Consider the following 25230-nt stretch of genomic DNA (forward strand, 5'->3'; position numbering starts at 1 on the left):
TCACGTCCGGATTCCTGCGCCCCTCTGCAAGCTGATCCCGGGGAAACCCCGGGCCCGTCACGGCGGATAATCCCCTCCGCCCGGCAGCTGCGCCCACGTCCACAGCCACACCACCCACACGATCTGCAGCAGGACGAACATCGTGATCACGGCGCCGCGGTAGGCCCTGGATCGGGAGACGAGCGCGGCAGCCAGCGCAAGCGGAAACAGCGGCAGCAGCATGCGGAACGTGCTGGTCTGCGGATGCAGGAACACCACGAGGTATCCCATGTAGCAAAGGCACCACAGCCGGAGTTCCGTTCCCAGCCGGCGCACCGGCGGGGAGGCCATGAAGAGCCCGAACACCGCCACGAAAACGAACGGTGCCACGAGCCCCAGCACAGGCCCAAACAGCAGGACGCCGGTGTCGAACCAGGGTTTGAAAAGCACGAGGTCGTGTCCGCGCCATACGGTTTCGGTCTTGGTGTACGCGGCGATGTCGCCGGTGGCCGCCCACGCGATGGCGGGCCAGGCGAGGGCGCCGGCACCGCTGACGGCGGTCAGCCCGGCGAGGGACCACAGTTCGTTCCGGCTGTGGATCTGGCGCGCCTGGTCGGCCAGTCGGTGGTTCCGTGCGGCGAGCCATGCCTCACCGGCGCGGTACAGGAACAGGATCCCGACGGTCGCAGCAAACGGCACACCCGTGGGCCGGGAAAGGCACATAACCAGAACCACGGGAATGTCCCACAGGTAGTGGCGCCGGACCAGCAGCAACAGCGCTGCGGCAAGCAGCAGGAGGTTCAGGGATTCCGCGTACGGCACCTGGAGCACCGGCGAGACGGGGAAGGTGGAGAAGAACGCGGCGCCCCAGAGGGCCGGCCAGTGGGCTGTCCGGGTGCGGAACAGCTGGTAGACCACCAGGGAGCCCGCCAGTCCGGCGAGCATCGCGATCAGGACGAGGGCGGCGGCGGGGCTCATGCCCGTGGCAGCGGAGAGCATCCGCCCCAGCGTCGGAAACAGCGGATAAAAGGCCCAAGTGTTCTCCTGGACGTTGCCGGCTGCATCCACCGGGAGTTCGGAGGGGTACCCGGCGGTCATGACGGATTCGTACCAGCGCGCGTCCCAGATGTTGATGAAGTTCCAGTAGTCGGGCTTGGCCGGGAACCAGGGGTTGAATCCCTGGTGCAGGGCGGCCGACATGAAGATGCACGCACTGACCAGCCGGGCGGCCACGTAGACCGCCCCCACCTGGGCCCACCACGGCCAGCGGACCAGGCGGCCGCCGAGCCGTGCCGCGGCGGTCCGGAACGCCGTGTCCAGCCGCGTCCCGTGATCCGACGGCGGGGGGTCGGCCGTTGCTGGCGGAACGGGGCCCGGAGGCGGCATTGGGGAGCTCACGTCCGGTCCCCGGCGGCAGGCTGTTCGGCGGCAGTCAGTTGTCCGGCGCAGGCGTGCAGCTGCTCGCGGAGGCTTTCTATTTCGGCGTTCCTGGCGGCCAACTGGTCGCGCAGGTCGTCCAATACCTGGTCCACCTGGTCCATCCGGTAACCCCGCAGCCCCAGCGCAAACCGGACATGGTCGACGTCGGCAGGTGTGGCGTCGTCGGGAAGCAGCACCGGAGGCAGGGAGGCCACGGGTTCATCGAATCCGTCGTTGAAGCCGTCCCTGGCGAGAGGTGCGCGGGCGCGTTTCCTCCGCAGCATGCCCGCCCCGAGATCGGTCCCGATGAGGGCGGTGGCTCCAATCAGGACGATGGCGAGGAAAACGAGGAAGAAACTCACACCACCAATCGTGCCAGACGTAGCCCCGCCTGCCGCCTATCGGCGCAGCTGCTGCCCTGGCCGCATACCCGGGCTGCTGCTACTCGGGCCGCTGGTCGCCGTTGGTGGAGGGCGCGCGGACGTGGCCGTGGAGGACGAGGTTCACGGCTTCCTCCGGGGTGTCCACCACCTGAATGAGGTCCAGGTCCTTTTCCGAGACCATTCCCTCAGCCACCAGCGTTCCCCTGATCCAGTCGATCATCGGCCCCCAGAATGCCGCACCCAGCAGGACGATCGGGAACGAGGTGACCTTCTGCGTCTGGACGAGGACCATGGCTTCGAAGAGCTCATCCAGGGTGCCGAGGCCGCCGGGAAGAACGATGAAGCCCTGGGCGTACTTCACGAACATGGTCTTCCGCGCGAAGAAGTAGCGGAAGTTGATGCCGAGGTCCACCCACTGGTTCAGGCCCTGCTCGAACGGCAGCTCGATGCCGAGCCCAACGGAGACGCCGTTGCCTTCCACCGCTCCCCGGTTGGCCGCTTCCATCGAGCCCGGTCCGCCGCCGGTAATGACGGCCACGCCGGCTTCGGCCAGTTTGCGTCCCACCTCGACGCCCATGTCGTAGAACGCAGTTCCCGGCTTGGTGCGCGCGGAGCCGAAGACGCTGACCGCCTGGCCCAGGTCGGACAGGGCGCCAAAGCCTTCCACGAACTCGCTCTGGATCCGCATGACGCGCCAGGGATCGGTGTGGATGAAGTGGCCGGGGCCCTTGGTGTCGAGCAGCCGCTGATCCGACATCTCCACCGCAGCCTGTTTGCGGCGCAGCTCGAGGGGCCCTTTCCGGCGGGGTTGTACTGATTTTGACGGATCTGCGTTGATGCTCATCCCCCAAGGCTAACCTGATGACCTGCAGGTATCTCTTGAATTACGATCAGCGGGAAGTTGGAGTGATTCCGGTCATAACCGACCAATGTTCGCTAGATTCTTATCCATGACTACTCAACTGCCCGGCGATGCACTCGTCTCCCTGAATGCCGTCAACAAGCATTACGGTCAGCTGCACGTTTTGAAGGACATCAACCTCCAGGTCCGCAAGGGCGAGGTGGTTGTGGTCATCGGCCCGTCAGGTTCGGGGAAGTCCACACTGTGCCGGGCCATCAACCGGCTGGAAACCATCGACGACGGCGACATCGCCATTGACGGCAAGCGGCTGCCCGAGGAGGGCAAGGAGCTCGCCCGGCTGCGCGCCGACGTCGGCATGGTGTTCCAGTCGTTCAACCTGTTCGCGCACAAGACCATCCTGGAAAACGTGACGCTTGGCCCCATCAAGGTCAAGGGCGTCTCCAAGGCGGAAGCGGACAAGGAGGCCATGGCCCTGCTTGAGCGCGTGGGTGTGGGCCATCAAGCGCCCAAGCTCCCGGCTCAGCTCTCCGGCGGCCAGCAGCAGCGCGTGGCCATCGCACGCGCCCTCGCCATGAAGCCCAAGGTCATGCTGTTCGACGAGCCGACTTCGGCCCTCGACCCGGAAATGATCAACGAGGTCCTGGACGTCATGATCCAGCTGGCCAAGGAAGGCATGACCATGATCGTGGTTACCCACGAGATGGGCTTCGCCCGCAAGGCCGCCGACCGCGTGGTGTTCATGGCTGACGGACAGATCGTTGAGGACGCCACTCCCGAGGAGTTCTTCACCAACCCCCAGAGCAGCCGCGCCAAGGACTTCCTGTCCAAGCTGCTCACGCACTGACAAACCGATCCAGCAATCCCCCAACTTCAAGACCCCCGATTTCGCACCCTGGCCGTCACGGACGGCCGCCCAATGAAAGGAATGTCATGAAGGCATTTTTGACCCGAAGGAAATCCCTTCTGGCAGCAGCATCCGCGGCCATCGCTCTTACGCTTAGCGCTTGCGGCGGCGGCGGCACCGGGACCGGCTCCAACCCCACGCCGGTCGAGAAGCCCAGCTTCGCTGCAGGCACCACCATGGAAAAGCTCGCCTCCGCCGGCAAGATCACCATCGGCACCAAGTTCGACCAGCCGCTGTTCGGCCAGAAGGGCCTGGACGGCAAGCCTGTCGGTTTCGACGTCGAAATCGGCAAGCTGCTCGCCGCCAAGCTGGGCATCCCCGCTGACAAGATTGAATGGGTAGAGACCGTCTCCGCCAACCGCGAGCAGTTCATCAAGCAGGGCAAGGTGGACCTGATCGTGGCCACCTACACCATCAACGACAAGCGCAAGACCGAAGTCGACTTCGCCGGCCCGTACTACGAAGCCGGCCAGGCGCTGATGGTGAACAAGGACAACACGTCCATCACCAAGCCCGAGGACGTCAAGGGCAAGAACGTCTGCTCCGTGACGGGTTCCACCCCGGCCTCCACCATCGTGGAGAAGTACGGCGCAGTCCTGGTTCCGGCCGCCACCTACTCGGCCTGCCTCGAGCCGCTGCGCAACAAGCAGGTTGAGGCTGTGACCACGGACAACGTCATCCTGGCAGGCTTCGTCAACAAGGAGCCGGACGCGTTCAAGCTGGCCTCCGATGAGACCTTCACCAAGGAGCCATACGGCATCGGCCTGAAGAAGGGTGACACCGAGTTCCGCAACTGGATCAACGACCAGCTCGAGGCCTTCGCCAAGGACGGCTCCTACAAGAAGGCCTGGGAAGACACGGCCGGCGCGGTCATCAAGACGGCACCGGAACTTCCGGCCATCGACCGCTACTAAACGATCGTGGCGGTTACCGGCGGCTGTGCATGCTACAGCCTGTCGGTAACCGCCGCTTCCGTTTTCCGCACATTCCCCTGAACGCAGCTAAAGGACCCTATGGACGTCATCATTGAAAGCCTCCCCCAATACTGGGACGGCTTTCTCAGAACCCTGTTCCTGGCCGCCGTTTCCGGCATCATCGCATTGGTGGTTGGCACCCTGCTGGCCGCGGCGCGTGTCTCCCCCGTGGCTGCCCTCCGCGGCTTCAGCATGGCTTACGTGGAGGTGGTGCGTAACACGCCGCTGACCATCGCGTTCTTTTTCGCGGCGGTGGTCCTCCCCCGGCTGGGCGTGACCTTCCAGCAGTTCGAGATCGCAGCCATCATCGCCCTGAGCGCCTACACTTCCGCGTTTATCGCCGAGGCGGTGCGCTCGGGCGTCAATAGCGTTCCCGTCGGCCAGGCCGAGGCGGCCCGGAGCATCGGCATGCAGTTCGGCCAGGTGCTCTCGCTCATCATCCTTCCGCAGGCACTGCGGACCGTGATCCCGCCGATGATCAACATCCTCATCGCGCTCGTCAAGAACTCGTCCGTGGCCGGTGCCTTCTACGTGCTGGAGCTGTTCGGCTACGGCAAGCAGCTGGCCAACGACCACGGCGACGCCGTCATGTGGGTGCTGGTGGGCGTTGCCTTCTTCTATCTCCTGATCACCGTGCCGCTGGGCTACCTCGCCCACCAGGTCGAACGAAAGGTGGCGATCGCACGATGAGTTCGGTTCTCTACGACGTCCCCGGCCCCAAGGCCCGCCGCACCTCGCTGATCGGGTCCGTGATCGGCGTCGTGCTGATCGCGGCCCTGCTGGCCTGGGCCATCATGACCCTCGCCCAGCAGGGCATCTTCCAGGCGCAGCGCTGGGCGATCTTCGGCCAGGCGGATGTCTGGACGCTGATCTTCAACGGCATCAGCGCGACGCTGAGCGCGGCGGCCATCGCGGCGGTCATTGCCTTTCCGCTGGGACTCCTGCTGTGCCTGATGCGTATCTCCGACGTCGCCTGGATCCGGATTCCCACCCGGATCGTGCTCGAGTTCCTCCGCGGCATGCCGGTGGTCCTGATGATGCTGTTCGTGCTGCTGGTCTTCGCCACCAGCTCGTTCATCGCCGTGGTGGCCGGCCTGGTCCTCTACAACGCGGCGATCTTCGCGGAAATCATCCGCGCAGGCATCCAGTCCCTCCCCCGCGGCCAGCGCGAAGCGGGGCTGGCGATCGGCCTGACCAGCTTCCAGTCCCGGCTGACCATCGAACTGCCCCAGGCGGTCCGCCGCATGCTGCCGTCCCTGGTGGCGCAGCTGGTGGTCCTGCTGAAGGACACGTCACTGGGATACATCGTGGCCTACGGCGAACTGCTGCGCGCGGTGCAGGTAATGGCTGACTTCCTGGGCCCGCAGTTCCTGTTCCCGGTGTTCTTCGTGGCAGCGGCCATCTACATCGCCATTAATCTGGCAGTGTCGCGGCTGGCCATCTGGATTGAGCGGCACGGGTCCAAGAAAGCTGCCGGCGGAGTGGCGAAGGCCCCCACCGCCGGTGTCTCCACCATAGTGAAATAAACGGCAGCCATTGACAGCGAAGGGTCCGCAGCCATCCGGCTGCGGACCCTTCGTGTTTATCTGCCCGTGCTCAGGACAGCATGCTCAGGACAGCCACGTCTGCAGCGCCCGCAGGCAGGTGCGGATGGCTTCGGCCTCCACGTGCTCGTTGTCCTTGTGCGCCAGGAGCGCGTCCCCGGGCCCGAAGTTCACGGCCGGGATGCCCAGTTCGCTGAAGCGGGCGACGTCGGTCCAGCCGTATTTGGGTTTCGGCTCGCCGCCCACGGCGGCCACGAAGGACGCGGCGGCAGGGTGGTTCAGTCCCGGCCGCGCGCCGGCAGCGCTGTCCGTACGGACCACGTCGAACCCGTCCAACAGAGCGCGAACGTGCGCCTCCGCCTCATCGGGGGTCTTGTCCGGGGCGAAGCGGTAGTTGATCTCCACGACACAGCGGTCCGGGATGACGTTGCCCGCGGTACCGCCGTGGATCTTCACTGCGTTCAGGCTTTCGCGGTAGTCCAGTCCGTCCACGGTCACGGTCTGCGGGCTGTACGCCGCGAGCCGTTCCAGGATGGGCGCGGCGGCGTGGATCGCGTTGCGGCCCATCCAGGCCCGCGCCGAGTGTGCAGCCTCGCCCGAGGTGGTGGCGTGGAACCGCATGGTGCCGTTGCAGCCGCCCTCCACGGTGCCGTCGGTCGGTTCAAGGAGGATGGCAAAGTCGCCGCCGAGGAGCCCGCCGTGGTTCCGCACCAGCCTGCCCAGCCCGCTCTTGACGGCCTCCACCTCCTCATGGTCGTAAAACACAAAGGTGACGTCCTTGCCCGGTTCCGCGCCGCCGTCGAACATTGAAGCCGCCAGTGCCAGCTGGACCGCAACGCCGCCCTTCATGTCCGTGGCGCCGCGGCCGTACAGAACGCCGTCGCCAGGGACGCCGGACGGCCAGGTGGACGGCACCGTTCCCAGCGAGTCTTGCGTGACCGGCAGCGGCACGGTGTCCAGGTGGCCTGCCAGAATGACCCGCTCGCTTCGGCCGAGGTTGGTCCGGGCGATGATGGAGTCGCCGTCACGTACCAGTTCGAGGCCGGGCAGCTGGCGGAGTGCGGACTCGACGGCATCGGCCAGCTCGCGCTCATTCCCGGAGACGCTGTTGATGTCGATCAGCGCGGAGGTCAGCAGTGCCACATCCTGGCGCAGGTCTAGGGTTACGGGGGCTGTTTCGGCAATCACCATCCCACTGTATCCCGCGCCTGCCCCTCCCCACCGGGGCAGCAGCCCAGGGCGTTCCCCGCGCTGGGAACGCCCCGAAATGCGACTCAGATTCGCGCGGACCGGTTTCGGTGCGTGCACCTCGTCTCGATAGACTTGGCGCATGACTGAAACCGCTTCTTCCGCCGTGCCCGCTGCCCAGACACTGTCCGACGGCTCCCGTTCGGCCTATGGATTCGGCGTAGCCACCATCGCCACGCGGAACGGCGAAGCCACCGTGCTGGATGCCTGGTTCCCCGCTCCCGCCCTCGGTGTGGCCGCCGAAAGCCTCCGCGCCGTGGAAAACGCCGACGAAACCCTGACGGACATCGCGGCCGTCGGCACTGACGCCGACCGCGGGACAGAGCAGAAGGTGGTGTTCGTCCAGATCAACCTGGACGAAGCTCCGGCCGACACCGCCGACGCCTACCTGCGCCTGCACCTCCTCTCGCACCGCCTGGTCCAGCCCAACAGCATCAACCTTGACGGCATCTTCGGCAAGCTTCCCAACGTCGTCTGGACCAACTTCGGCCCGTGCGCCGTGGACGGGTTCGAACTGACCCGCGCCAAGCTCCGCAAGCGCGGCGCCGTCACCGTCTACGGCGTGGACAAGTTCCCGCGCATGGTGGACTATGTCGTCCCGGCGGGCGTCCGCATTGCCGACGCCGACCGCGTCCGGCTGGGTGCCCACCTCGCCGAGGGCACCACCGTCATGCACGAGGGCTTCGTGAACTTCAACGCCGGCACCCTGGGGACCTCCATGGTTGAGGGCCGCATTTCCGCCGGCGTGGTGGCCGGCGACGGCACCGACGTCGGCGGCGGCGCCTCGATCATGGGCACCCTCTCCGGCGGCGGCAAGGAAAAGGTATCCCTGGGCCAGCGCGTCCTGCTGGGTGCCAACTCCGGCGTCGGCATCAGCATCGGGGACGACTCCGTGGTGGAGGCAGGGCTGTACGTCACGGCCGGCACCCGCGTCCGGCTTGCCGGCCCCAAGGACGCCGACGGCGAGGACACCAGCAAGATCGTCAAGGCCGTGGAGCTGTCCGGCGTGCCGAACCTGCTCTTCCGCCGCAACTCCACCACAGGTGAGGTTGAAGTCCTGCCCCGCCAGGGCCAGACCGTGGAACTGAACGACGCCCTCCACGCCAACTGACCGCACGCCAACTGACCGTGAGGACATAGCCGGCACGCCACCCAAAAGGGCGTGCCGGCAGATTGCTGGAGTAACCACGTGACACGCGGACGCACGCTGCGCGGAGCTGCCATCACCGGCCTCTCCCTCGTCCTGGTCGCGGGCGGCATCTACACCGTGACCACTTTGCTGCAGCGCTCCGAACAGCTGATCACAGAGGAATGCACGGCCGCCGCCGGCTCACAGCAGGCTGCCCTGGCCACCGACCAGGCTGCGAACGCTGCTCTGATCACGGCTGTGTCGGTGCGCCGCGGGCTCCCTCCGCGGGCAGCCAGCATTGCCCTGGCCACCGCCATGCAGGAATCCAAGCTCCGGAACATCGACCACGGCGATCTCGCCGGACCGGACTCCAGGGGACTCTTCCAGCAGCGTCCGTCCCAGGGCTGGGGCACCCAGGACCAGGTGATGGACCCGGTCTATGCCACGAACGCCTTCTACGATGCCCTCGTGAAGGTGCCGGGCTATGCCACCTTGGAAATTACCGACGCCGCCCAGCGGGTCCAGCGCTCCGCCTACCCGGCGGCATACGCCGAGCACGAGGCGATGGCACGGTCTTTCGCCTCGGCCCTGACAGGCGAGTCCCCGGCTGCCCTGAACTGCACTCTCCGCTCACCGGACACCGCCGGCGACCCCGCCGCCCTGCTCGATGAGCTGGAAGCCTCCTACGGAAGCATCCCCACGACGGCCACCGGCCAAACGCTGCAGGTCGACGTCACCGACACCTTTGCCTGGTCCGTGGCCCACTGGGCAGTGGCAAACGCCAAGGAGCTCTCGGTGGAACGCGTGGACGTGGACGGAAAGCGCTGGGACAGGAATGCCCGAAACGGGTGGCAGGATGCACCGGACGCCGGCGGCCGGGTGGCCATCACGCTTGCTGCCGATGGGTCCTGAATCTGACGTCCTGGCCCTCGGGCTCTAGACGAGCATCTCCACAACCGGCTGCACGTAGCTGCGGAACACCTCGGGCTGGGACAGCAGCTCGTGGCTCATGATGATCTTGTCCGGTTCCAGGTACCAGGCCCGCTGCTCATCCAGGGGCAGCTCGATGATCGTCAGAGCAAAGTCCCGTGAGTCCCGGCCCACCTCCAGGAGCCGGTCCTCCACGATGTCCTCGAGCAGGTGCGCGGAGCCTCCGGCCACCCGTTCGGCCTCCAGTTCGGCGTACTCCGCGCGCCGCTCCCTGGCCCAGGTCAGGGCTGCCCCGAAGTGCGCCTGCAGGACCTTGCGCAGCGCCGGCGAGTTGGCGAAGGACCGGAACCCCGGGGGCGACAGCTCAGGGGACATCTGCGGGTGGGCCTTGAGGAGCTGCTGCCACCAGGCTTCCCACTCCGTTTTCAGGGCGCTGATGCCGCCCACTTCGGCGGTGAGGTGGCCATGGTCCACGTGACGGACCTTCGGCGCGGCATGCGAAAGCGCCGGAAAGCCTGCACCGTCGAGCCCCGCGACATCACGTATATAGAGGGCAATGAGCATGGGCCCCGACGTGTCCATAGTGATGCGCCAGCCTGGACCGCCTGTGTGCTGCATGCGTATGCCTCCTTGGCATCTCGTTTATCCGCCCCGTTGTGCCGGCAACCCGCTCTCCGGCTTTCAGTCTATTCCCCCAGCCCGGGGAGGTTAATGGCTGGCACCGACCCTCCTGCGGAGCCCCTCGATGTGGGATTCGAGCACGTCACGGCACATTTCCGGGGACATCCAGCCCGGCTGCAGCAGGGCGTGCATGGCCAGCCCGTCCAGGGTCGCCAGCAGGTGTTCGGCCGCCGTCACCAGCTGCGGCCCGGCATCGGCCCCGGTGGCATGGTCCTCGTGCAGGAGCCGGGTGATCACCTGGCCGACGACGGCGGCCACGGCCCGGTGGCTCCTGTCTGCCTCGGCGGCGAGGAAGGGCCGGATCCTCGCCGCGTTCCTGAACGCCAGCCAGGCGCACGCGTCCAGGGCGCGTTCCTCGTCCAGGGGCAGGAATTCGCCCAGGAGTGTTAATACCGCCCCGCTCGTGTCCGGTTCATCGGCTGCGGGCCCGAGCCCGGTAAGCGCAGTATGAAGGCGCGCCAGGAGGCGGTCCGAAACCGCCGCAAACGAGTAGGCGAGCAGGTCATCGCTGCTGTCGAAGTAGTGCCGCACGGAGCCCACCGCCAGGCCTGCCTCCTCCGCCACCTCCCGCAGTGACGCGCGTTCCAGGCCGTCCGTGGCGATGATCCTGCACACGGCGCCAACGATCTCCTGTCGGCGCTGCGCGGCGTCCACGATTTTCGGCATTCTTGTTTTTAGCACGGGTGTGCGCCGAAACCGCGGCGGCGCTCCCGTCGGCCGGGTTCAGTCAGCGGGTTAAAAAGCGACGGCGGCCGCCCACCGGGAAGGTGGGCGGCCGCCGTCGTACTCCGCTCAAAGGGCCCCGACGAGGGGACCGAACCGAGCGTGAGGCTTGGGAGCCGGTGCGGATTTAGCGGGCGGGGTACTGCCGCTCGGGCTCTCCTGTGTAGAGCTGCCGCGGACGGCCGATCTTGGTGTTGGGATCGTTGATCATTTCGCGCCACTGGGCAATCCAGCCCGGCAGGCGGCCGATGGCGAACAGCACGGTGAACATCTTCTCCGGGAAGCCCATGGCCTTGTAGATCAGGCCGGTGTAGAAGTCCACGTTCGGGTACAGCTTGCGCTGGATGAAGTAGTCGTCGCCGAGGGCCTTCTCCTCCAGCCGCATAGCGATGTCCAGGAGCTCGTCGTGGCCGCCGAGTTTGCTGAGGACCTCGTGCGCGGTGGCCTTGATGATCTTGGCGCGGGGGTCGTAGTTCTTGTAGACCCGGTGGCCGAAGCCCATCAGGCGGACGCCGTCTTCCTTGTTCTTGACCTTCTCCATGTAGTCCTCGGGCTTGACGCCGTCGGCCTGGATCTGGCGGAGCATCTTCAGGACGGCCTCGTTGGCGCCGCCGTGGGCGGGGCCGAACAGGGCGTTGATGCCGGCTGACACGGACGCGAAGAGGTTGGCGTTGGAGGAGCCCACCAGGCGCACCGTGGACGTGGAGCAGTTCTGCTCGTGGTCCGCGTGCAGGATGAGGAGCAGGTCCAGGGCCTTGACCACTACCGGGTCCAGCTCGTACTGCTCGGCCGGCAGGCCGAAGCTCAGGCGCAGGAAGTTCTCCACGAGGTTCATGGAGTTGTCCGGGTACAGCATCGGCTGCCCGATCGACTTCTTGTGCGCGTAGGCCGCAATGACCGGCAGCTTCGCCATGAGGCGGATGGTGGAAACCTCCACCTGCTCGTCATTGAACGGGTCCAGCGAGTCCTGGTAGAACGTGGACAGCGCGGACACGGCCGAGGACAGCACGGGCATCGGGTGCGCGTCGCGGGGGAAGCCGCCGAAGAAGCCCTTGAGCTCCTCGTGCAGCAGGGTGTGGCGGCGGATCTTCTGGTCGAAGTCTTCCAGCTCGGTCGGCGTCGGGAGGTTGCCGTAGATCAGCAGGTACGAGACCTCCAGGAAGTTGGAGTGCTGGGCCAGCTGCTCGATCGGGTAGCCGCGGTACCGCAGGATGCCTGCGTCGCCGTCGATGTAGGTGATGGCCGACGTGGTGGCGGCCGTGTTCATGAAGCCGGGGTCAAAGGCAACGGCGCCGGTCTGCTTCAGTAGCTTGGAAACGTCGTAGCCTTCGTTTCCCTCAACAACTTTGATGCGCGGGAGCTCGAGCTCGCCGCCTGCGTGGCGCAGGGTTGCGCTGGTGGTCTCAGTCATGGAGTCCCCTTCATGAGGCGTCTGGCCTCTCTAGAAAGCTTGATCCAACATCAGGTGAGCCGCGCGGGGTCCCGCCCAGACGGGAATTCCAACGGCCTTGCCGCCTTCTTGTAGAAAGCCACCATTGATAGTCAATTAAAAAACTACCGCCACTTGCAGGTTGCCACTAATCCGGGAGCGCCGAATTATCCCTAAAACAGGCTAGTTGTGGTGCGAGTCACATCAATGTTACGGCGGCCGGAGCGTCAAAAGTCGCCCCCTTTGGGGTCTGGGCCCATGGCGACGTCGGCGTAACGCCGGGAAACCGGCCTAGGCCAGGCGGGCCACCGCGGCGTCGATCCGTTCGTCGGTTCCGGTGAGGGCCACGCGCACATAACCGTGCCCTGCGTCGCCGTAAAACACGCCCGGACCCACCACGATCCCCCGCTCCGCGAGGCGTGCCACGGTGTCCCAGGTGGCTTCGCCCGCGGTGCACCACAGATACAGGCCGGCAGCCGACTCGTGCAGCGTCAGCCCGAAGGACTCGAGCGCCGGCAGGAGCCGCTCCCGCCGTCCGCGGTACAGGTCCTTCTGCGCCAGGACGTGCGTGTCGTCGCCCAGGGCCACACGCATGGCTTCCTGCACCGGGTACGGCAGGATCATGCCAGCATGCTTGCGGCTGTTGACGAGGTTGGCCATGAGGGCCGCATCCCCCGCGACGAAGGCCGCCCGGTAGCCGGCCAGGTTGGACTGCTTGCTCAGCGAGTACACGGCGAGGAGCCCGTCGTGGGACGCACCGGCGACGCGCGGATCGAGGATGCTCGGAACAGCCTGCCCGCCGCGCTGCAGGTCCCACTCCCCCCAGCCAAGCTCGGCATAGCACTCGTCGGACGCCACCAGCGCGCCGATTTCGCGGGCCTGGTCCACAATCTTCTTCAGGGATGCGGCGTCCCGGACGCTGCCGGTGGGGTTGCCCGGGGAGTTGATCCAGACCAGGCGGACCTTGGCCCGGGTGGCCGCGTCCAGTTCGTCGAGGTCATCAGCCGCCACCGCCGTGGCCCCGGCGAACGTGGCCCCGATGTCGTAGGTGGGGTAGGCGACGGTAGGCCGGACGACGACGTCGCCCGGCTTGAGGCCCAGCAGGAACGGCAGCCACGCCACGAGTTCCTTGGAACCCACGGTCGGCATGACGGCGCGGGGATCGAGCCCTTCCACTCCGCGGCGGCGGCCGAACCACCCGGCGATGGCTTCCCGGAGCGCGGGCGTGCCGTGGACGGTGGGGTAACCGGGAGCATCCGCGGCCGCCTTAAGGGCGTCCTGGATGACCGGCGGCGTCGGGTCCACGGGCGTGCCGATGGACAGGTTCACCGCACCGCCGGGGTGTTCAGCCGCTTTCGCGAGGTACGGCGCCATCGCTTCCCACGGGTAGTCGGGCAGGCTAAGGCCGAAACTGCGCACAGCTGTAGTCACGAAGGGGTCCGCCTCAGTGGTCCTGGTTCTGCGGCGGGAGCGCTGCAATCATCGGGTGGTCCTTGCCGGTGTTGCCCACCTTGGCGGCGCCACCCGGGGAGCCAAGGTCGTCAAAGAACTCGACGTTCGCCTTGTAGTAGTCGGCCCATTCCTCAGGGGTGTCATCCTCGTAGTAAATGGCCTCCACCGGGCAGACGGGCTCGCAGGCACCGCAGTCGACGCACTCATCGGGATGGATATAGAGGGAGCGTTCGCCTTCGTAGATGCAATCGACGGGGCACTCCTCAATGCATGCCTTGTCCTTGACATCTACACACGGCTGCGCGATTACGTACGTCACGTCCCTTGCCTCTCCACGTTGATTCCCGGCGACTGGCCGGTTGCTGCTTCCGGCCTGCATGCCGGGCTGTCCACTTCAGAGCCTATTATCTCCCAGGCTCGTCCCGCGAACGAAGCGGGCGCGTCACACTCCGGACGCGTCATACGATGGACGGGTGAGTCCGACACCACCAACACCCCGGCAGTTCCTGGCCACGGCCCCGCCCGGAACACGCGTGGTGGTGCGCTACAGGCTCGACGGCGGCTTTACGGACGCGCTGGGAGACCTCCTGGAGTGCGGCGAAAGTGAATGCACCGTCAGGACCCGGACTTCCGACGTCGGCATTCCCCTTGACAGGGTGGTGGCCGCCAAACAGGTGCCGCCGGCACCTCCGCGCCGTGGTTCACGGCGGACGCCGCCGGCCTCGGACTGACGCCGGCGCGGCCTAGGCCCTGTCCTTTTCCTCCAGCGCCCCGTCATCCACGGCAGCGTGTTCCGGCGCCCCGTCCGGAAGAGTACGCATCCTCCGCAACGGCGAAAACAGGACCGGAGCGGTGGCCAGGAAGCTGCCGGCCGCTCCGATCAGCATGGTGGGCACCAGGCCAAGGTGTGCGCCCAGGTACCCGGATGCCAAGGCTGCCAGCGGCATCACGCCCCACACCGCAAACCGGATGGACGCGTTCATGCGGCCGAGCAGCCGTGGCGGGCAAACCCGCTGGCGCATGGTGAGCTGCATGATGTTGTACACCAGGATGCTGAAGCCAAACCCGAACTCCGAGATCAGCAGCAGGGCCAGTGAGACTCCGGGTTCGGACACGACGCCCGCGAACGGCACCAGCAGCAGAAAGACCGAACTGACCAGGGCGCACACGGGAATCACGGTACCCTCGCCGATCCGGGCGGCGAGCCGCGGCGCCGCCACTGCGCCCAGCAGCCCGCCTGCTGCACCCACGCTCATGATGAGGCCCATGCCCTGCGGCCCCAGCCCGAGGCTGCGCAGCACGAGCAGCGGCATCAGTGTATAGATCAGCATGCCGGAAAAGTTCATTCCGCCGGTGCAGGCCGCGATGCGGCTGATAAGCGGATGCCGGACAACAAACGAGATGCCTTCCCGTATTTCGACCGGAAGGGGGCGCCGTCCGGCCGCCGGCACACGTGCCTCTGAGTCGCGGGTACGGGCAAGGAATACCGCGGAGAGCAGATAACCTGCGGCTTCGCCCACGAAAAGCACGGGAGCCGACACGACCGCCAGCAGTGCACCGCCGGCAGCGGGTCCGCCGATGCGTGCGATCTGGGCCGTCGCTTCAAGCTTTGAGTTGGCCTCGCGCACTTGCGGGGATGCCACCAGGACCGGCACGTAACTCTGGTATGCGACGTCGAAGAACACCGTGGCCGTCCCCACGATCCCCGCGACCAGAAAGAGATGCCAGATTTCCAGGCTGCCGCTCCACCACAGGATCGGCACCGTGGCCATGGCGGCCATCCGCAGCAGATCGGCGGAGATCATGGTCCTGCGCTTCCGCCAGCGGTCCACCCAGGCCCCCGCCGGCAGACCGACTGCCAGGAACGCCGCCAGACCTGCGGCGTTCAGCACGCCCACCTCGAATTCCGAGGCGTGGAGCATGGTGACGGCCAGCACCGGCAACGCGAGCTGGCCCAGCTGCGCACCGAACTGTCCCAAGGCCTGTCCGGCCCAAAAGGTGGAAAAGTTACGGTCCCGCCACAGCGGCCTTGCTGTTGGCTCCGCGGCAGTGGGTTCGGCATTCACGGCTTCAGTCTCGGGGGCTGATTGATATATGTCAATCACTTATTGCTCGTTACACTTGCGTCTATGAACCACCCGCCGGAGAGCGACGACGCGGACCTGGTGGCCAAGGGCCGCGCGCTGAGTTCCCCGCTGCGGCTGAGGATTCTTCGGCTGTGCCTGCACCAGTCGCGGACCAACAAGGAAATCGCCGAGCTGCTCGGCCTCAATCCAGCCTCCAGCCTCCACCACGTCCGGACCCTGGTGCGGACCGGCTTCCTGCTGGCGGAGGAACGCCGGAAGGGCCGGCGCGGCGCCACGGAGGTGCCCTACATCGCCAGCCGCAAGTCGTGGAGCACACCCGTGGACAATGTCTCGCCGATCCTCATCGAGACGTTCCTTCAGGAGACCCGGGACCTGCCGCCTGAGGACATCGAGGTGTGGCGGCTGGGCGTGAAGTTCAACGCCGCCCGGCGGGAGGAAATGCTGGGCAAGCTCCGCGCTGTCGTCGAAGAGTACATGGCACTTCCCGCAGACGACGACGGCGAGGCCACCTCACTGATGATTGCCCACCACCGGGACCCGACGGCTGACTAGCGGCCGTACCGCCGGATGAGCGGTGGCGGTATCGCCAGAGGACTATCGGCTGTACCGCCGGCACCAGGCCAGCATTCCGACGGTAACCACCACGATCCCATAGACCCAGATGCTCCCGGCCAGGTCCCCCGCGATCAGCCGCTTGCCGGACTCCATCCCTGACCACCAGCCGGCCAGGGCGTAACAGAGGGCGCCGCACAGCGCCGTCGGAATCAGTGTCCTGAACGCCGCCCCGAGGAACAGCTGGAGCGACGCCAGGAGCAGCAGCGCCCCGACGGCCCCCAGCGGCAGCGCAGGACCGATGGCCCCGAACTCCTGGCGGTGCAGCGCGGTTCCGGCGAAGGCAGCAAAAAGAGCTGCCGGCACGGCGGCGGCCAGGCCGCCTGCCATGCCGGCAGCTCTTCTGTTCACGGTCGCAGTTCCCTGCGAGAGGGTGCCGTTATGCCTTGGCGCGGGCGCGGTTGGCCTTGGCACGCTCGTTGGAGTCGAGGATGACCTTGCGGATGCGGATGTCCTCCGGCGTGACCTCGACGCACTCGTCTTCACGGGCGAATTCGAGGGACTCTTCGAGGGTGAGCTCGCGCGGGGGCGTGAGGTTCTCGAAGCTGTCGGAGGAAGCCGCACGCATGTTGGTGAGCTTCTTTTCCTTCGTGATGTTGACGTCCATGTCGTCTGCGCGGGAGTTTTCGCCCACGATCATGCCTTCGTAAACCTCGGAGGTCGGCTTGACGAAGAAGGAACCGCGCTCCTGCAGGTTGATCATGGCGAACGGGGTCACCACACCGGCACGGTCGGCCACCATGGAACCGTTGGTGCGGTATTCGATGGGACCGGCCCAGGGCTCGTAGCCCTCGGCGATGGAAGCGGCGATGCCGGCGCCGCGGGTGTCCGTGAGGAACTTGGTGCGGAAGCCGATCAGGCCACGGGCGGGAACGATGAACTCCATGCGGCACCAGCCGGTGCCATGGTTGGCCATGTTGGTCATGCGGCCCTTGCGCGCGGCCATGAGCTGGGTGACGGCGCCGAGGTACTCTTCGGGCACGTCGATGGTCATGTGCTCCATCGGCTCGTGGACCTTGCCGTCGATGGTCTTGGTGACCACCTGGGGCTTGCCGACGGTGAGCTCGAAGCCTTCACGCCGCATCTGCTCCACGAGGATGGCCAGCGCGAGCTCGCCGCGGCCCTGGACTTCCCAGGCATCCGGACGCTCGGTGGGGAGCACCTTGATGGAGACGTTACCGATCAGTTCCTTGTCCAGGCGGTCCTTCACCTGGCGGGCCGTGACCTTGGCGCCCTTGACCTTGCCGGCCAGCGGGGAGGTGTTGATACCGATGGTCATCGAGATCGCGGGATCGTCAACGGTGATCAGGGGCAGCGGCTGGGGGTTCTCAACGTCGGTCAGGGTCTCACCGATGGTGATCTCCTCGATGCCGGCGACGGCGACGATTTCGCCCGGTCCGGCGGACTCGGCCGGAACGCGCTCGAGGGCCTTGGTGGCGAGGAGTTCGGTGATCTTGACGGTCTTGAGCTCACCGTTGGCGCGGGCCCAGGCAACCTGCTGACCCTTGCGGAGCGTGCCGTTGTAGATGCGCAGCAGTGCGAGACGGCCCAGGAACGGGGAGGCGTCCAGGTTGGTGACGTGCGCCTGCAGGACACCTTCCGGGTTGTAGGTCGGAGCGGGGATGTGCTCGATGATCGCGCTGAAAAGCGGCTCGAGGTCCTCGTTCTCCGGGGCAGTGCCGTCGGCAGGCTGCTCGAGGGACGCGCGGCCTACCTTCGCGGCGGCGTAAACCACCGGGACGTTGAGAATCTTGTCCAGGTCCAGGTCCGGAACCTCATCGGCGAGGTCGGAGGCCAGTCCCAGGAGCAGGTCCATGGACTCGTGGACGACCTCTTCGATACGGGCGTCGGGGCGGTCGGTCTTGTTGACCAGGAGGATCACCGGCAGGTGCGCGGCGAGGGCCTTGCGGAGGACGAAGCGGGTCTGGGGCAGCGGGCCCTCAGACGCATCCACGAGAAGAACGACGCCGTCCACCATGGACAGCCCGCGCTCCACTTCGCCGCCGAAGTCGGCGTGGCCGGGGGTGTCGATGACGTTGATGGTGATGGTTTCGCCGTTGGAGGACGGTCCGTTGTAGGCCACCGTGGTGTTCTTGGCCAGGATGGTGATGCCCTTTTCGCGCTCCAGGTCACCGGAGTCCATGACGCGGTCTTCGAGGTGGTTGTGCTCGGCAAAGGAGTTGGTCTGCTTGAGCATGGCGTCCACAAGGGTGGTCTTGCCGTGGTCAACGTGGGCCACAATCGCGACGTTGCGCAGGTCACTGCGAACTGCAGTTGCTACCGCGGTGTTGGTGGTGGTTTCAGACATGCGTTATTGCTCGATTCAGTGGTGAAGTCAGCTGTTGTATCGCGACATTTCCAACCGGAACGCACGACGGATCAGACCCTTAACACAGGGCACCTACTGCCAGTCTAAACGCTGAGCCATTTATTGGCCTAAAACGGGCATCTCCCGCATTCCCGGGCCCGTTACCAAATCGTGAATCCAGCGGCGCGTCATGTGAGCAAAATCACTGGCTTTTCCGAAAGTGATCCACCACTATTGGCTAGACCACTTTTCGAAAAGGCCAGGAGTCCACGGATGTTACAAGCCTCGACGCGGGCCCTCCTGATTGGCCCGGTCATCGCCGCCAGCGTATTTTTGACGGGCTGCGGCGCAGCAATGGAACCGGCGTCCGGTGCCGGATCGGCGGCGCCTCGTGCCGCCGCCCCGGTGGCCGCCCCCGGTGAGGCCGTGGCCGCCGGTTCGGCGGTCGTGAGCGATCTGGGGGCTGCCGTCGACCCCGCCAGCCTTCCGGCAGGAGCGCTGTACCGCAATCCGGCCAACGGTCGGGACGAGGTAATCGTGGGCAACATTGCCGACACCGCGCTGCTGATCGGCGACTCGCAGTCCGAGCCGCAGGCCAGCTGGCCGCGCCGGGCCCTCACGGGGCTGGGCTATGACGTCTTCTTCTGCGGCAAGGGCGGCACCGGCTTCGTCGCCTCCAACGGCACCACGGGCAACTACGTCGATGCCCTGCAGCGCGGCGACTGGCACCTGCCCTACGGCTTCCCTCCGCTGGTGCTCATCGAAGGCGGCGGAAACGACGCCAAGCAAGGGGCGAGCAACGAGCAGATCTCGGCCAACGCAGACCGGCTTATCACGACGATCAAACAGCGGTACCCGGGCGCGAAGCTGGCCATGGTGGGAACGCTGGGCAAGGGCGCGGATCACGGCGGCGCACGGCGCGCCGAGGTTGACGCCCTGCTGGGGACTGTCGCCGCAGACCACGGCATTCCGTTTGTCAGCGTCGGGGACTGGCTCACCCGCTACGGGCTGGAGTCGCAGCTCAAGGACAGCGTCCACATGAACGGCGAGGGGCACCGCGCCCTGGGTGCGCTGCTGGGTGACAGGCTCGCGAAGCTGGGGCTGCGTCTTTCCTAGGGGCGGGTCTCAGCATCCACAGCACAAAATAGCAAGGGTGCCGGTGGCTGCCTGATGGCGGTCACCGGCACCCTTGCTATTACTTGACCCCGCTACTCCGTTCCGGTGGGCAGCAGCTGGGCGCGCAATTCCCGGCGCTCGCGCTGCTTTTCCGGATCCGGCAACGGGACGGCGGCAAGCAGCCGCTGCGTGTAGGCCTCCTGCGGGTTGCGCAGGATCTGGTCGCGGGAGCCCTGCTCCACGATCCGGCCGCGCTGCATGACGCAGATGCGGTCCGCCAGCACGTCCACGACGGCGAGGTCGTGGGTGACGAAAAGGCAGGCGAACCCGAGCTCGCGCTGGAGGTTCTGGAACAGCTCCAGGACCTTGGCCTGGACCGATACGTCGAGCGCAGACGTCGGTTCGTCAGCCACCATCAGCTTCGGCTTGAGCGAGAGTGCCCGGGCAATGCCGACACGCTGTTTCTGCCCGCCGGACAGCTCGTGCGGGTACCTGTTCCGGTAGTTCCGCGGCAGCTCCACCTGGTCCAGCAGCGCCTCGATGCGCTTTTGGAGGTCGGCGCCCTTCGCCACGCCGGCAAGGTACATCGGCTCGCCGATGCTTTCGCCAATGGGCAGGCGCGGGTTCAGGGACGAGGCCGGGTCCTGGAACACCATGCCGATGTGGCGCCGCACTTGGTGCAGCTGCTTACCGTTCTTCTTCGCGGCGGAGATGTCCTCGCCCACCACGCGCATCGTTCCGGCCGCCACCGGCAGCAGTCCGACGGCGGCGCGCCCGATGGTGGTCTTGCCCGATCCGGACTCCCCCACGAGGCCCACCACCTGCCCGGGATGGATGGTCAGGTTGGCCCCCTCGACCGCGCGGAAGGCCGGCACGCGGCCCTGCTTTGGGTACTCGATGGCGACATCGGTCAGCTCCAGGACCGGTTCGCCCACGGGTCCCCTGGTTTCGGCGGCTGCCAGGGCCGCCGCGTTCTCCCGCTCGCGGCGGACCAGTTCATCGTGGTCCACGGAGTCGAGCTGTGCGTGGGTGGCGGCGGCCAGCGCTGCCGTCACGTCCACGTCCGGCGCGGCTTCCGTTCCGCCCTGTCCGAGGTGCGGCACGGCCGCAAGCAGCGCCTGCGTGTACGGGTGCTGCGGGTTGTGGAAGATCTGCTCGGCGGTGCCGGTCTCCACGATCAGGCCCTTGCGCATGACGGCGATCCGGTCGGCCAGGTCCGCCACGACGCCCATGTCGTGGGTGATCAGGACGATGGCGCTGTCCAGCTTGTTGCGCAGGTTCCTCATCAGGTCCAGGATCTCCGCCTGCACGGTGACGTCCAGGGCAGTGGTGGGCTCGTCAGCGATCAGCAGTTTGGGATCGCAGGACAGCGACTGGGCGATCATAGCGCGCTGGCGCTGGCCGCCGGAGAGCTGGTGCGGATAGGACTTGAAAGCCTTCACCGGGTCCGGCAGCTCCACCAGTTCGAGCATCCGCAGTGCGCGCTCCTTGGCCTGGTCCGGTGAGACTTCATTGTGAAGGCGCACCGTCTCGACGATCTGCGCGCCCACCGTGTAGACCGGGTTCAGCGCCGTCATGGGCTCCTGGAAGATGACGGCCACATCCTTGCCCCGGACGCTGCGGATATTGGCCGCATCCGCGCCCAGCAGCTCCTTGCCGGAGAGCCTGACGCTCCCGGACACCCTGCTGTTGCTGGGCAGCAGGCCGAGCAACGCCATGGAACTGGCGCTCTTGCCCGAGCCGGACTCGCCCACGATGGCCAGGACCTCGCCGGCGCGGACCTCATAGTTCAGGCCGACGGCGGCCGGCACCCACTTCTTTTCGACGCCGAAGTCGACGCTGAGGTCGCGCACTTCAAGGACGACGGAACCCTTCCCGTCTGCCCTCCGCCGTCCAGTGCCGGGCTCAATGGAGCCCGGCTCCAGCGGGTCCGACGACGGGCGGTGAGGGCTGATGTAGTCAGACATGTTGGGGTTTTCCTTCCACCCGGGCCAGCGGAGCAGCTGAGATTAGTGCTGCGGCCGGGAATACTGAATTATTGGGGGCATGAGCACTGTGCCGCATGCCGGAAACGCCGCAATCTTCAAAGCGCGCACCAACAAATGGTTTGCCGGATTTTCGTGGTTCGTGGCGGCCGCCGGACTGGCCGGCCTGGTCGTGGCGGGCGGAGTCCCCGCCCTGGCCGGTGCCGGGCCGCTGCTGCTCATCGCCTACCTGGGCTGGCTGCTGTTCTGGCGTCCCGCGGTGGTTGTGCACGACGCCGGGGTCACCATCGAGAATCCGTTCCGTGCCATCACGGTGCCATGGGCGGCGCTCGTGCAGGTGGACACGCGGTACGCGCTGACCCTCGTCACCCCCGGCCGAAGCTACGGGGCCTGGGCGGCTCCCGCCCCCGGCATCTGGGGCGGACGCAACGCCCGCCCCGAGGACCTTCGGGGACTGCCGGACAGCACATACGGGCCGGGAAACTCCGTCCGGCCCGGCGACCTCAAGACCACCGACTCGGGGCAGGCCGCGCAGCTGGTCCGCGGACGCTGGCAGCAGCTGGTTGAGGCCGGACTGCTTGATGCCGGAGCAGCCGAGACCACTCCGGTCAGCGTGAAGTTCCGCTGGCTCGAGGCTACGGCGACCCTGATCCTTCTCGGGCTTAGCTACTGGGGCGTGGCCGTCCTGTAGGCAGGAAGCACGCTGCGCCCGCCCGCGGCGTCGCAGCAGCACGTCAGGCTCCCCTGTCTCCGCCGGAGGTCCGGCCGTCATCTGCCCTGCTGTCCATGGCCGCCACCGGCGTCGCCTCCGGAACTGTTGCCCCGGCGTCCCTGGCCTTCTTGGCGTTGAACTTCTTTTGCCGCGGGTCAAAGGCGTCCCGCAGGCCGTCGCCGATGAAGTTGATGCTGAGGCAGATGAGGACGATGAACAGGCCTGGGAACCAGAACAGCCAGGGGCGGGTGGCGAAGGCTTCCTGGTTCTGGGAGATGAGCAGGCCCAGCGAGGTGTCCGGGGACTTGACGCCGACACCGAGGTAGCTGAGTGCCGTTTCAGTAAGGATCGCCGCCGACATGGTGAGGGTGACGTTGACGATCAGCACGCCCACCGCGTTGGGCAGGATGTGCTTGAAGATGATCCGTGCGTTGCTGGCCCCGGAAATCCGCGCCGCGTCGACGAACTCGCGCTCCCGCAGGGTGAGGAACTCGCCGCGCATAAGCCTCGCCAGGCCCACCCAGCTGATCAGTCCCAGGAAGATGCCGAGGGCGAGGACACCGTTACTGCTGGCGAAGGCCGCAAACCAGCTGCCTTCATCCCGGCGTCCAGCGAGCTGTGCCATGACGGCGGCGAGGAGAAGCGCCGGAACGATGATGATGACGTCGGTGAGCCTCATCAGGACGGCTTCCATCCAGCCCCGGAAGTAGCCGGACAGTGCCCCGACGACCACACCGATCAGGCCGGCGATAAGGCCGATGACGACCATGATGGTGATGGACTGCTGGGCACCGCGCATGGTCATGGCGAACAGGTCGCGCCCGATCCGATCCTGGCCGAAGGGATGCTCCCCCCAAGCCAGCGGCCACAGCGAAGCAGTGGGAGTGCCGTCGTTGACCAGCGGCGAAACGGCCTCATGGGTGTACTTCCACCAGCCGGGGATCCCGGCATAGCCCACGGACGTGAAGGCCATGACGAAGATGATGGCGAAGACGGCAAGGCCGACGATGGCGCCGGAGTGGCCGAGGAACCGCTTGCGGACAATCTGGCCCTGGCTCAGGCCCCTGGCCTCGGAGACAGGCTCGATGCCGGCAGCTTCCTGCCCCCGCAGACTGGCCTCCTCCGCCATGATTTCATCCTGCTGACTGGGCTGGCTCATGCTTTCACCCTTACTCGTGGGTCCAGTGCGGAGTAGGCGAGATCCGCGATGAGGTTGAACGCCATGGCCGTGATGGCGACGCAGATGAAGACGCCCATGACGGGGTTCGGGTCGACGTGCTGGATACCGTCCAGGAACAGGAACCCCATGCCCCGGACGGAAAAGACAGTCTCGGTGATGACCGCGCCGCCGATGAGGCCGCCGATGTCGAACGCGACGATGGTGGCCACCGGGATCAGGGCGTTGCGGAAGGCGTGGCGCATGACCACGGTCCGCTCGGAAAGACCTTTGGCACGCGCCGTCCGGATGTAGTCCATGTTCATGATTTCCAGCATGGAGGCCCGGGTGAACCTCGTGTACCCGGCGAGGGAGATGAGGACGAGCGCGGTGGTGGGCAGGATCAGGTGGGTGAACGAATCGATGCCCAGGATCCAGAAGTCGCCTTCGATGTTTGGTGTGCCGGCGCCGATCGTGGCGATCGGCCGTCCCCGGACCCTGCTGTTGTTAAAGTACGCGGGCCAGGCCTGCATGAAGCGGTCCAGGAAGATGAGGAAACCTACGAGGAAGGAGGTGATCGCGGCCGCGCGCATGGACTGTCCGCGGTCGTAGCCGCCCATGAAGTAGCCGATGGCCATACCGACCAGGACCGCTGCGACGGCCAGCAGCACGATCATCAGGAACGTCGCCTGGTTCAGCAGCGGCTGGAGCACGAAGTAGAGAACCACTCCCGCGCCGACGGCGATCAGGGTGGACTGCAGCGCCTTGCGGTTCCGCAGGCCTGCGGTCAGCAGGGTCACGGCAAAGGCGATGCCCACCCCGGCGATGGCGATGACCACCGGGCCCAGGCCGGGCGTCTTGAACCACTGCGTGACGGAGAAGTAGATGAGTACTGCAGCGACAGCGGCGAAGACGATGCCGCCGATGATTGCCCTGCGTCTGGCGTCGCCGCCAGCCACGATCACGGCCACGGCGCCGAGGACGGCGCCGACCCCGAGTGAGACAGTCAGGGGTATCTCCGGGTTACGGAGGAAGTTGTTGAAGCCGATGGCGCCGAATTCCTTGAGCAGGACGGCGACCCAGAAGATCGGCAGGGAAAAGAACAGGAAGGCCATGAAGGTCACGCCGTAATCCAGTGTGCTGTACTGCCGCAGGGCGGTGATGATGCCCAGCGTGATGCCCACGAGGATGGCCAGAACGGTGGCCCCGGTGACGAGTGTCAGTGTCTGAATGAGTGCATGGCCGAGGGCGTCCGTGATGGGCTGGCCGACGATGTTCTTGCCGAGATTGCAGGAGCCGGTGAAGGGCACCAGGCACTGGGCTGCGCCGCCGAGCCATTTGAAATACCGCACGGGCGCCGGCGTATCGAGGTCCAGCAGCGCAGATCTCGAGTCCATGAGCTGCTGCTTGTTCGGCGCGCTGCTGGCGCGGAACTCTGCGAGCGGGTCGCCTGATGCGGCGGTCAGCAGATACACCAGGAAGGATGCGCCCAGAAGGATGAGTGCGGCGGTGACGAGCCGCCGGACTATGTAGGTCACCATTGTGATAGAACCTCAGGATTCGGGTCCAGGGATTGCCCGGACCGGTCGCGTGTTTG

The 25230-nt window shown here is 66.4% G+C and carries 25 protein-coding genes; 10 read left to right on the forward strand and 15 right to left on the reverse strand.

Annotated elements, in window-relative coordinates:
- Positions 1-57: 57 nt before the first annotated feature.
- The 3 genes from QFZ23_RS16915 to QFZ23_RS16925 form a co-directional block, all read right to left on the reverse strand.
- The gene (locus QFZ23_RS16915; protein WP_306924644.1) at positions 58-1377 is read right to left on the reverse strand and encodes a hypothetical protein; all 1320 of its coding nucleotides are present in this window, start codon (positions 1375-1377) and stop codon (positions 58-60) included.
- Positions 1374-1760, reverse strand: coding sequence for a DivIVA domain-containing protein (locus QFZ23_RS16920; protein WP_306924646.1), 387 nt, complete (start codon positions 1758-1760; stop codon positions 1374-1376). The genes QFZ23_RS16915 and QFZ23_RS16920 overlap by 4 nt, the downstream gene beginning before the upstream one ends.
- A 79-nt stretch (positions 1761-1839) precedes the next feature.
- Entirely contained in the window at positions 1840-2625 is a 786-nt protein-coding gene (locus tag QFZ23_RS16925; RefSeq protein WP_306924647.1) for an LOG family protein, read from the reverse strand.
- A gap of 106 nt (positions 2626-2731) precedes the next feature.
- Here QFZ23_RS16925 and QFZ23_RS16930 point away from each other — a divergent pair, with 106 nt between their 5' ends.
- From QFZ23_RS16930 to QFZ23_RS16945, 4 genes are all read left to right on the forward strand, one after another.
- Entirely contained in the window at positions 2732-3487 is a 756-nt protein-coding gene (locus tag QFZ23_RS16930) for an amino acid ABC transporter ATP-binding protein (protein WP_306924649.1), read from the forward strand.
- Between the two features lie 86 nt (positions 3488-3573).
- A complete protein-coding gene (locus QFZ23_RS16935) occupies positions 3574-4461 on the forward strand; it encodes a glutamate ABC transporter substrate-binding protein (protein ID WP_306924651.1) in 888 nt (295 codons plus the stop codon).
- A gap of 99 nt (positions 4462-4560) precedes the next feature.
- Positions 4561-5211, forward strand: a complete 651-nt coding sequence (locus tag QFZ23_RS16940) for an amino acid ABC transporter permease (protein WP_306924653.1) — start codon at positions 4561-4563, stop codon at positions 5209-5211.
- Positions 5208-6047: an amino acid ABC transporter permease gene (locus QFZ23_RS16945; protein WP_306924655.1), complete on the forward strand. Its 840-nt coding sequence runs from the start codon at positions 5208-5210 to the stop codon at positions 6045-6047. Before QFZ23_RS16940 ends, QFZ23_RS16945 begins: the two co-directional genes overlap by 4 nt.
- An 84-nt stretch (positions 6048-6131) precedes the next feature.
- On the opposite strand, the gene dapE is transcribed toward QFZ23_RS16945, so the two are convergent.
- Positions 6132-7256, reverse strand: coding sequence for a succinyl-diaminopimelate desuccinylase (gene dapE / locus QFZ23_RS16950; protein WP_306924657.1), 1125 nt, complete (start codon positions 7254-7256; stop codon positions 6132-6134).
- 139 nt (positions 7257-7395) lie between these two features.
- On the opposite strand from dapE, the gene dapD reads away from it, so the two are divergent.
- Complete coding sequence (gene dapD / locus QFZ23_RS16955) at positions 7396-8424, forward strand: 2,3,4,5-tetrahydropyridine-2,6-dicarboxylate N-succinyltransferase (protein WP_306924659.1); 1029 nt, start codon at positions 7396-7398, stop codon at positions 8422-8424.
- A 78-nt stretch (positions 8425-8502) separates the two neighbouring features.
- Positions 8503-9354, forward strand: a complete 852-nt coding sequence (locus QFZ23_RS16960; RefSeq protein ID WP_306924661.1) for a hypothetical protein — start codon at positions 8503-8505, stop codon at positions 9352-9354.
- Between the two features lie 24 nt (positions 9355-9378).
- On the opposite strand, the gene QFZ23_RS16965 is transcribed toward QFZ23_RS16960, so the two are convergent.
- The 5 genes from QFZ23_RS16965 to fdxA all read right to left on the reverse strand — a co-directional run bounded on the left by QFZ23_RS16965 (position 9379) and on the right by fdxA (position 13976).
- The gene (locus QFZ23_RS16965; RefSeq protein WP_306924664.1) at positions 9379-9990 is read right to left on the reverse strand and encodes a hypothetical protein; all 612 of its coding nucleotides are present in this window, start codon (positions 9988-9990) and stop codon (positions 9379-9381) included.
- A gap of 90 nt (positions 9991-10080) precedes the next feature.
- Complete coding sequence (locus QFZ23_RS16970) at positions 10081-10719, reverse strand: TetR/AcrR family transcriptional regulator (RefSeq protein WP_306924665.1); 639 nt, start codon at positions 10717-10719, stop codon at positions 10081-10083.
- Between the two features lie 184 nt (positions 10720-10903).
- Positions 10904-12187 (reverse strand): citrate synthase, encoded by a 1284-nt coding sequence (locus QFZ23_RS16975; RefSeq protein WP_306924667.1) that lies wholly within the window; start codon positions 12185-12187, stop codon positions 10904-10906.
- A 309-nt stretch (positions 12188-12496) separates the two neighbouring features.
- Complete coding sequence (gene dapC, locus QFZ23_RS16980) at positions 12497-13636, reverse strand: succinyldiaminopimelate transaminase (RefSeq protein WP_306924669.1); 1140 nt, start codon at positions 13634-13636, stop codon at positions 12497-12499.
- Positions 13637-13649: 13 nt separating this feature from the next.
- The gene (gene fdxA / locus QFZ23_RS16985) at positions 13650-13976 is read right to left on the reverse strand and encodes a ferredoxin (RefSeq protein WP_026265673.1); all 327 of its coding nucleotides are present in this window, start codon (positions 13974-13976) and stop codon (positions 13650-13652) included.
- A 154-nt stretch (positions 13977-14130) separates the two neighbouring features.
- Between fdxA and QFZ23_RS16990 the strand changes: the two genes are divergently transcribed.
- A complete protein-coding gene (locus QFZ23_RS16990) occupies positions 14131-14388 on the forward strand; it encodes a putative acetyltransferase (protein ID WP_306924672.1) in 258 nt (85 codons plus the stop codon).
- 12 nt (positions 14389-14400) lie between these two features.
- Here the strand turns inward: QFZ23_RS16990 and QFZ23_RS16995 are convergent, their stop codons facing one another.
- Entirely contained in the window at positions 14401-15723 is a 1323-nt protein-coding gene (locus QFZ23_RS16995) for an MFS transporter (protein ID WP_306924675.1), read from the reverse strand.
- 63 nt (positions 15724-15786) lie between these two features.
- Between QFZ23_RS16995 and QFZ23_RS17000 the strand changes: the two genes are divergently transcribed.
- Positions 15787-16296 carry a helix-turn-helix domain-containing protein gene (locus tag QFZ23_RS17000; protein ID WP_306924677.1) on the forward strand — a complete coding sequence of 170 codons (510 nt, stop codon included), beginning with the start codon at positions 15787-15789 and terminating at the stop codon, positions 16294-16296.
- Between the two features lie 42 nt (positions 16297-16338).
- Here QFZ23_RS17000 and QFZ23_RS17005 read toward each other — a convergent pair whose 3' ends face one another.
- Entirely contained in the window at positions 16339-16707 is a 369-nt protein-coding gene (locus QFZ23_RS17005; protein WP_306924678.1) for a hypothetical protein, read from the reverse strand.
- A gap of 28 nt (positions 16708-16735) precedes the next feature.
- Entirely contained in the window at positions 16736-18664 is a 1929-nt protein-coding gene (typA, locus tag QFZ23_RS17010) for a translational GTPase TypA (protein WP_003805173.1), read from the reverse strand.
- A gap of 273 nt (positions 18665-18937) precedes the next feature.
- On the opposite strand from typA, the gene QFZ23_RS17015 reads away from it, so the two are divergent.
- Positions 18938-19780 carry an SGNH/GDSL hydrolase family protein gene (locus QFZ23_RS17015; RefSeq protein WP_306924680.1) on the forward strand — a complete coding sequence of 281 codons (843 nt, stop codon included), beginning with the start codon at positions 18938-18940 and terminating at the stop codon, positions 19778-19780.
- A gap of 92 nt (positions 19781-19872) precedes the next feature.
- On the opposite strand, the gene QFZ23_RS17020 is transcribed toward QFZ23_RS17015, so the two are convergent.
- Positions 19873-21747 carry an ABC transporter ATP-binding protein gene (locus QFZ23_RS17020; protein ID WP_306924683.1) on the reverse strand — a complete coding sequence of 625 codons (1875 nt, stop codon included), beginning with the start codon at positions 21745-21747 and terminating at the stop codon, positions 19873-19875.
- A gap of 79 nt (positions 21748-21826) precedes the next feature.
- Between QFZ23_RS17020 and QFZ23_RS17025 the strand changes: the two genes are divergently transcribed.
- The gene (locus QFZ23_RS17025) at positions 21827-22456 is read left to right on the forward strand and encodes a PH domain-containing protein (protein ID WP_306924685.1); all 630 of its coding nucleotides are present in this window, start codon (positions 21827-21829) and stop codon (positions 22454-22456) included.
- 43 nt (positions 22457-22499) lie between these two features.
- Here the strand turns inward: QFZ23_RS17025 and QFZ23_RS17030 are convergent, their stop codons facing one another.
- Together QFZ23_RS17030 and QFZ23_RS17035 are read right to left on the reverse strand one after the other, a co-directional pair.
- Entirely contained in the window at positions 22500-23636 is a 1137-nt protein-coding gene (locus QFZ23_RS17030) for an ABC transporter permease (RefSeq protein ID WP_373427893.1), read from the reverse strand.
- Positions 23633-25174, reverse strand: a complete 1542-nt coding sequence (locus tag QFZ23_RS17035) for an ABC transporter permease (RefSeq protein ID WP_306924688.1) — start codon at positions 25172-25174, stop codon at positions 23633-23635. Before QFZ23_RS17035 ends, QFZ23_RS17030 begins: the two co-directional genes overlap by 4 nt.
- Positions 25175-25230: the final 56 nt, after the last annotated feature.

It is taken from the genome of Arthrobacter globiformis (assembly GCF_030818015.1).
Classification (GTDB): Bacteria; Actinomycetota; Actinomycetes; order Actinomycetales; family Micrococcaceae; genus Arthrobacter; species Arthrobacter globiformis_C.

What these genes read in the sequence shown, in the direction of transcription:
- QFZ23_RS16925 (WP_306924647.1), bottom strand. Translation starts at nt 2,625, where the DNA reads ATGAGCATCAACGCAGATCCGTCAAAATCAGTACAACCCCGCCGGAAA.
- QFZ23_RS16930 (WP_306924649.1), top strand. Translation starts at nt 2,732, where the DNA reads ATGACTACTCAACTGCCCGGCGATGCACTCGTCTCCCTGAATGCCGTC.
- QFZ23_RS16935 (WP_306924651.1), top strand. Translation starts at nt 3,574, where the DNA reads ATGAAGGCATTTTTGACCCGAAGGAAATCCCTTCTGGCAGCAGCATCC.
- QFZ23_RS16940 (WP_306924653.1), top strand. Translation starts at nt 4,561, where the DNA reads ATGGACGTCATCATTGAAAGCCTCCCCCAATACTGGGACGGCTTTCTC.
- QFZ23_RS16945 (WP_306924655.1), top strand. Translation starts at nt 5,208, where the DNA reads ATGAGTTCGGTTCTCTACGACGTCCCCGGCCCCAAGGCCCGCCGCACC.
- dapE (WP_306924657.1), bottom strand. Translation starts at nt 7,256, where the DNA reads ATGGTGATTGCCGAAACAGCCCCCGTAACCCTAGACCTGCGCCAGGAT.
- dapD (WP_306924659.1), top strand. Translation starts at nt 7,396, where the DNA reads ATGACTGAAACCGCTTCTTCCGCCGTGCCCGCTGCCCAGACACTGTCC.
- QFZ23_RS16965 (WP_306924664.1), bottom strand. Translation starts at nt 9,990, where the DNA reads ATGCAGCACACAGGCGGTCCAGGCTGGCGCATCACTATGGACACGTCG.
- QFZ23_RS16970 (WP_306924665.1), bottom strand. Translation starts at nt 10,719, where the DNA reads ATGCCGAAAATCGTGGACGCCGCGCAGCGCCGACAGGAGATCGTTGGC.
- QFZ23_RS16975 (WP_306924667.1), bottom strand. Translation starts at nt 12,187, where the DNA reads ATGACTGAGACCACCAGCGCAACCCTGCGCCACGCAGGCGGCGAGCTC.
- QFZ23_RS17000 (WP_306924677.1), top strand. Translation starts at nt 15,787, where the DNA reads ATGAACCACCCGCCGGAGAGCGACGACGCGGACCTGGTGGCCAAGGGC.
- typA (WP_003805173.1), bottom strand. Translation starts at nt 18,664, where the DNA reads ATGTCTGAAACCACCACCAACACCGCGGTAGCAACTGCAGTTCGCAGT.
- QFZ23_RS17015 (WP_306924680.1), top strand. Translation starts at nt 18,938, where the DNA reads ATGTTACAAGCCTCGACGCGGGCCCTCCTGATTGGCCCGGTCATCGCC.
- QFZ23_RS17020 (WP_306924683.1), bottom strand. Translation starts at nt 21,747, where the DNA reads ATGTCTGACTACATCAGCCCTCACCGCCCGTCGTCGGACCCGCTGGAG.
- QFZ23_RS17025 (WP_306924685.1), top strand. Translation starts at nt 21,827, where the DNA reads ATGAGCACTGTGCCGCATGCCGGAAACGCCGCAATCTTCAAAGCGCGC.
- QFZ23_RS17030 (WP_373427893.1), bottom strand. Translation starts at nt 23,636, where the DNA reads ATGAGCCAGCCCAGTCAGCAGGATGAAATCATGGCGGAGGAGGCCAGT.
- QFZ23_RS17035 (WP_306924688.1), bottom strand. Translation starts at nt 25,174, where the DNA reads ATGGTGACCTACATAGTCCGGCGGCTCGTCACCGCCGCACTCATCCTT.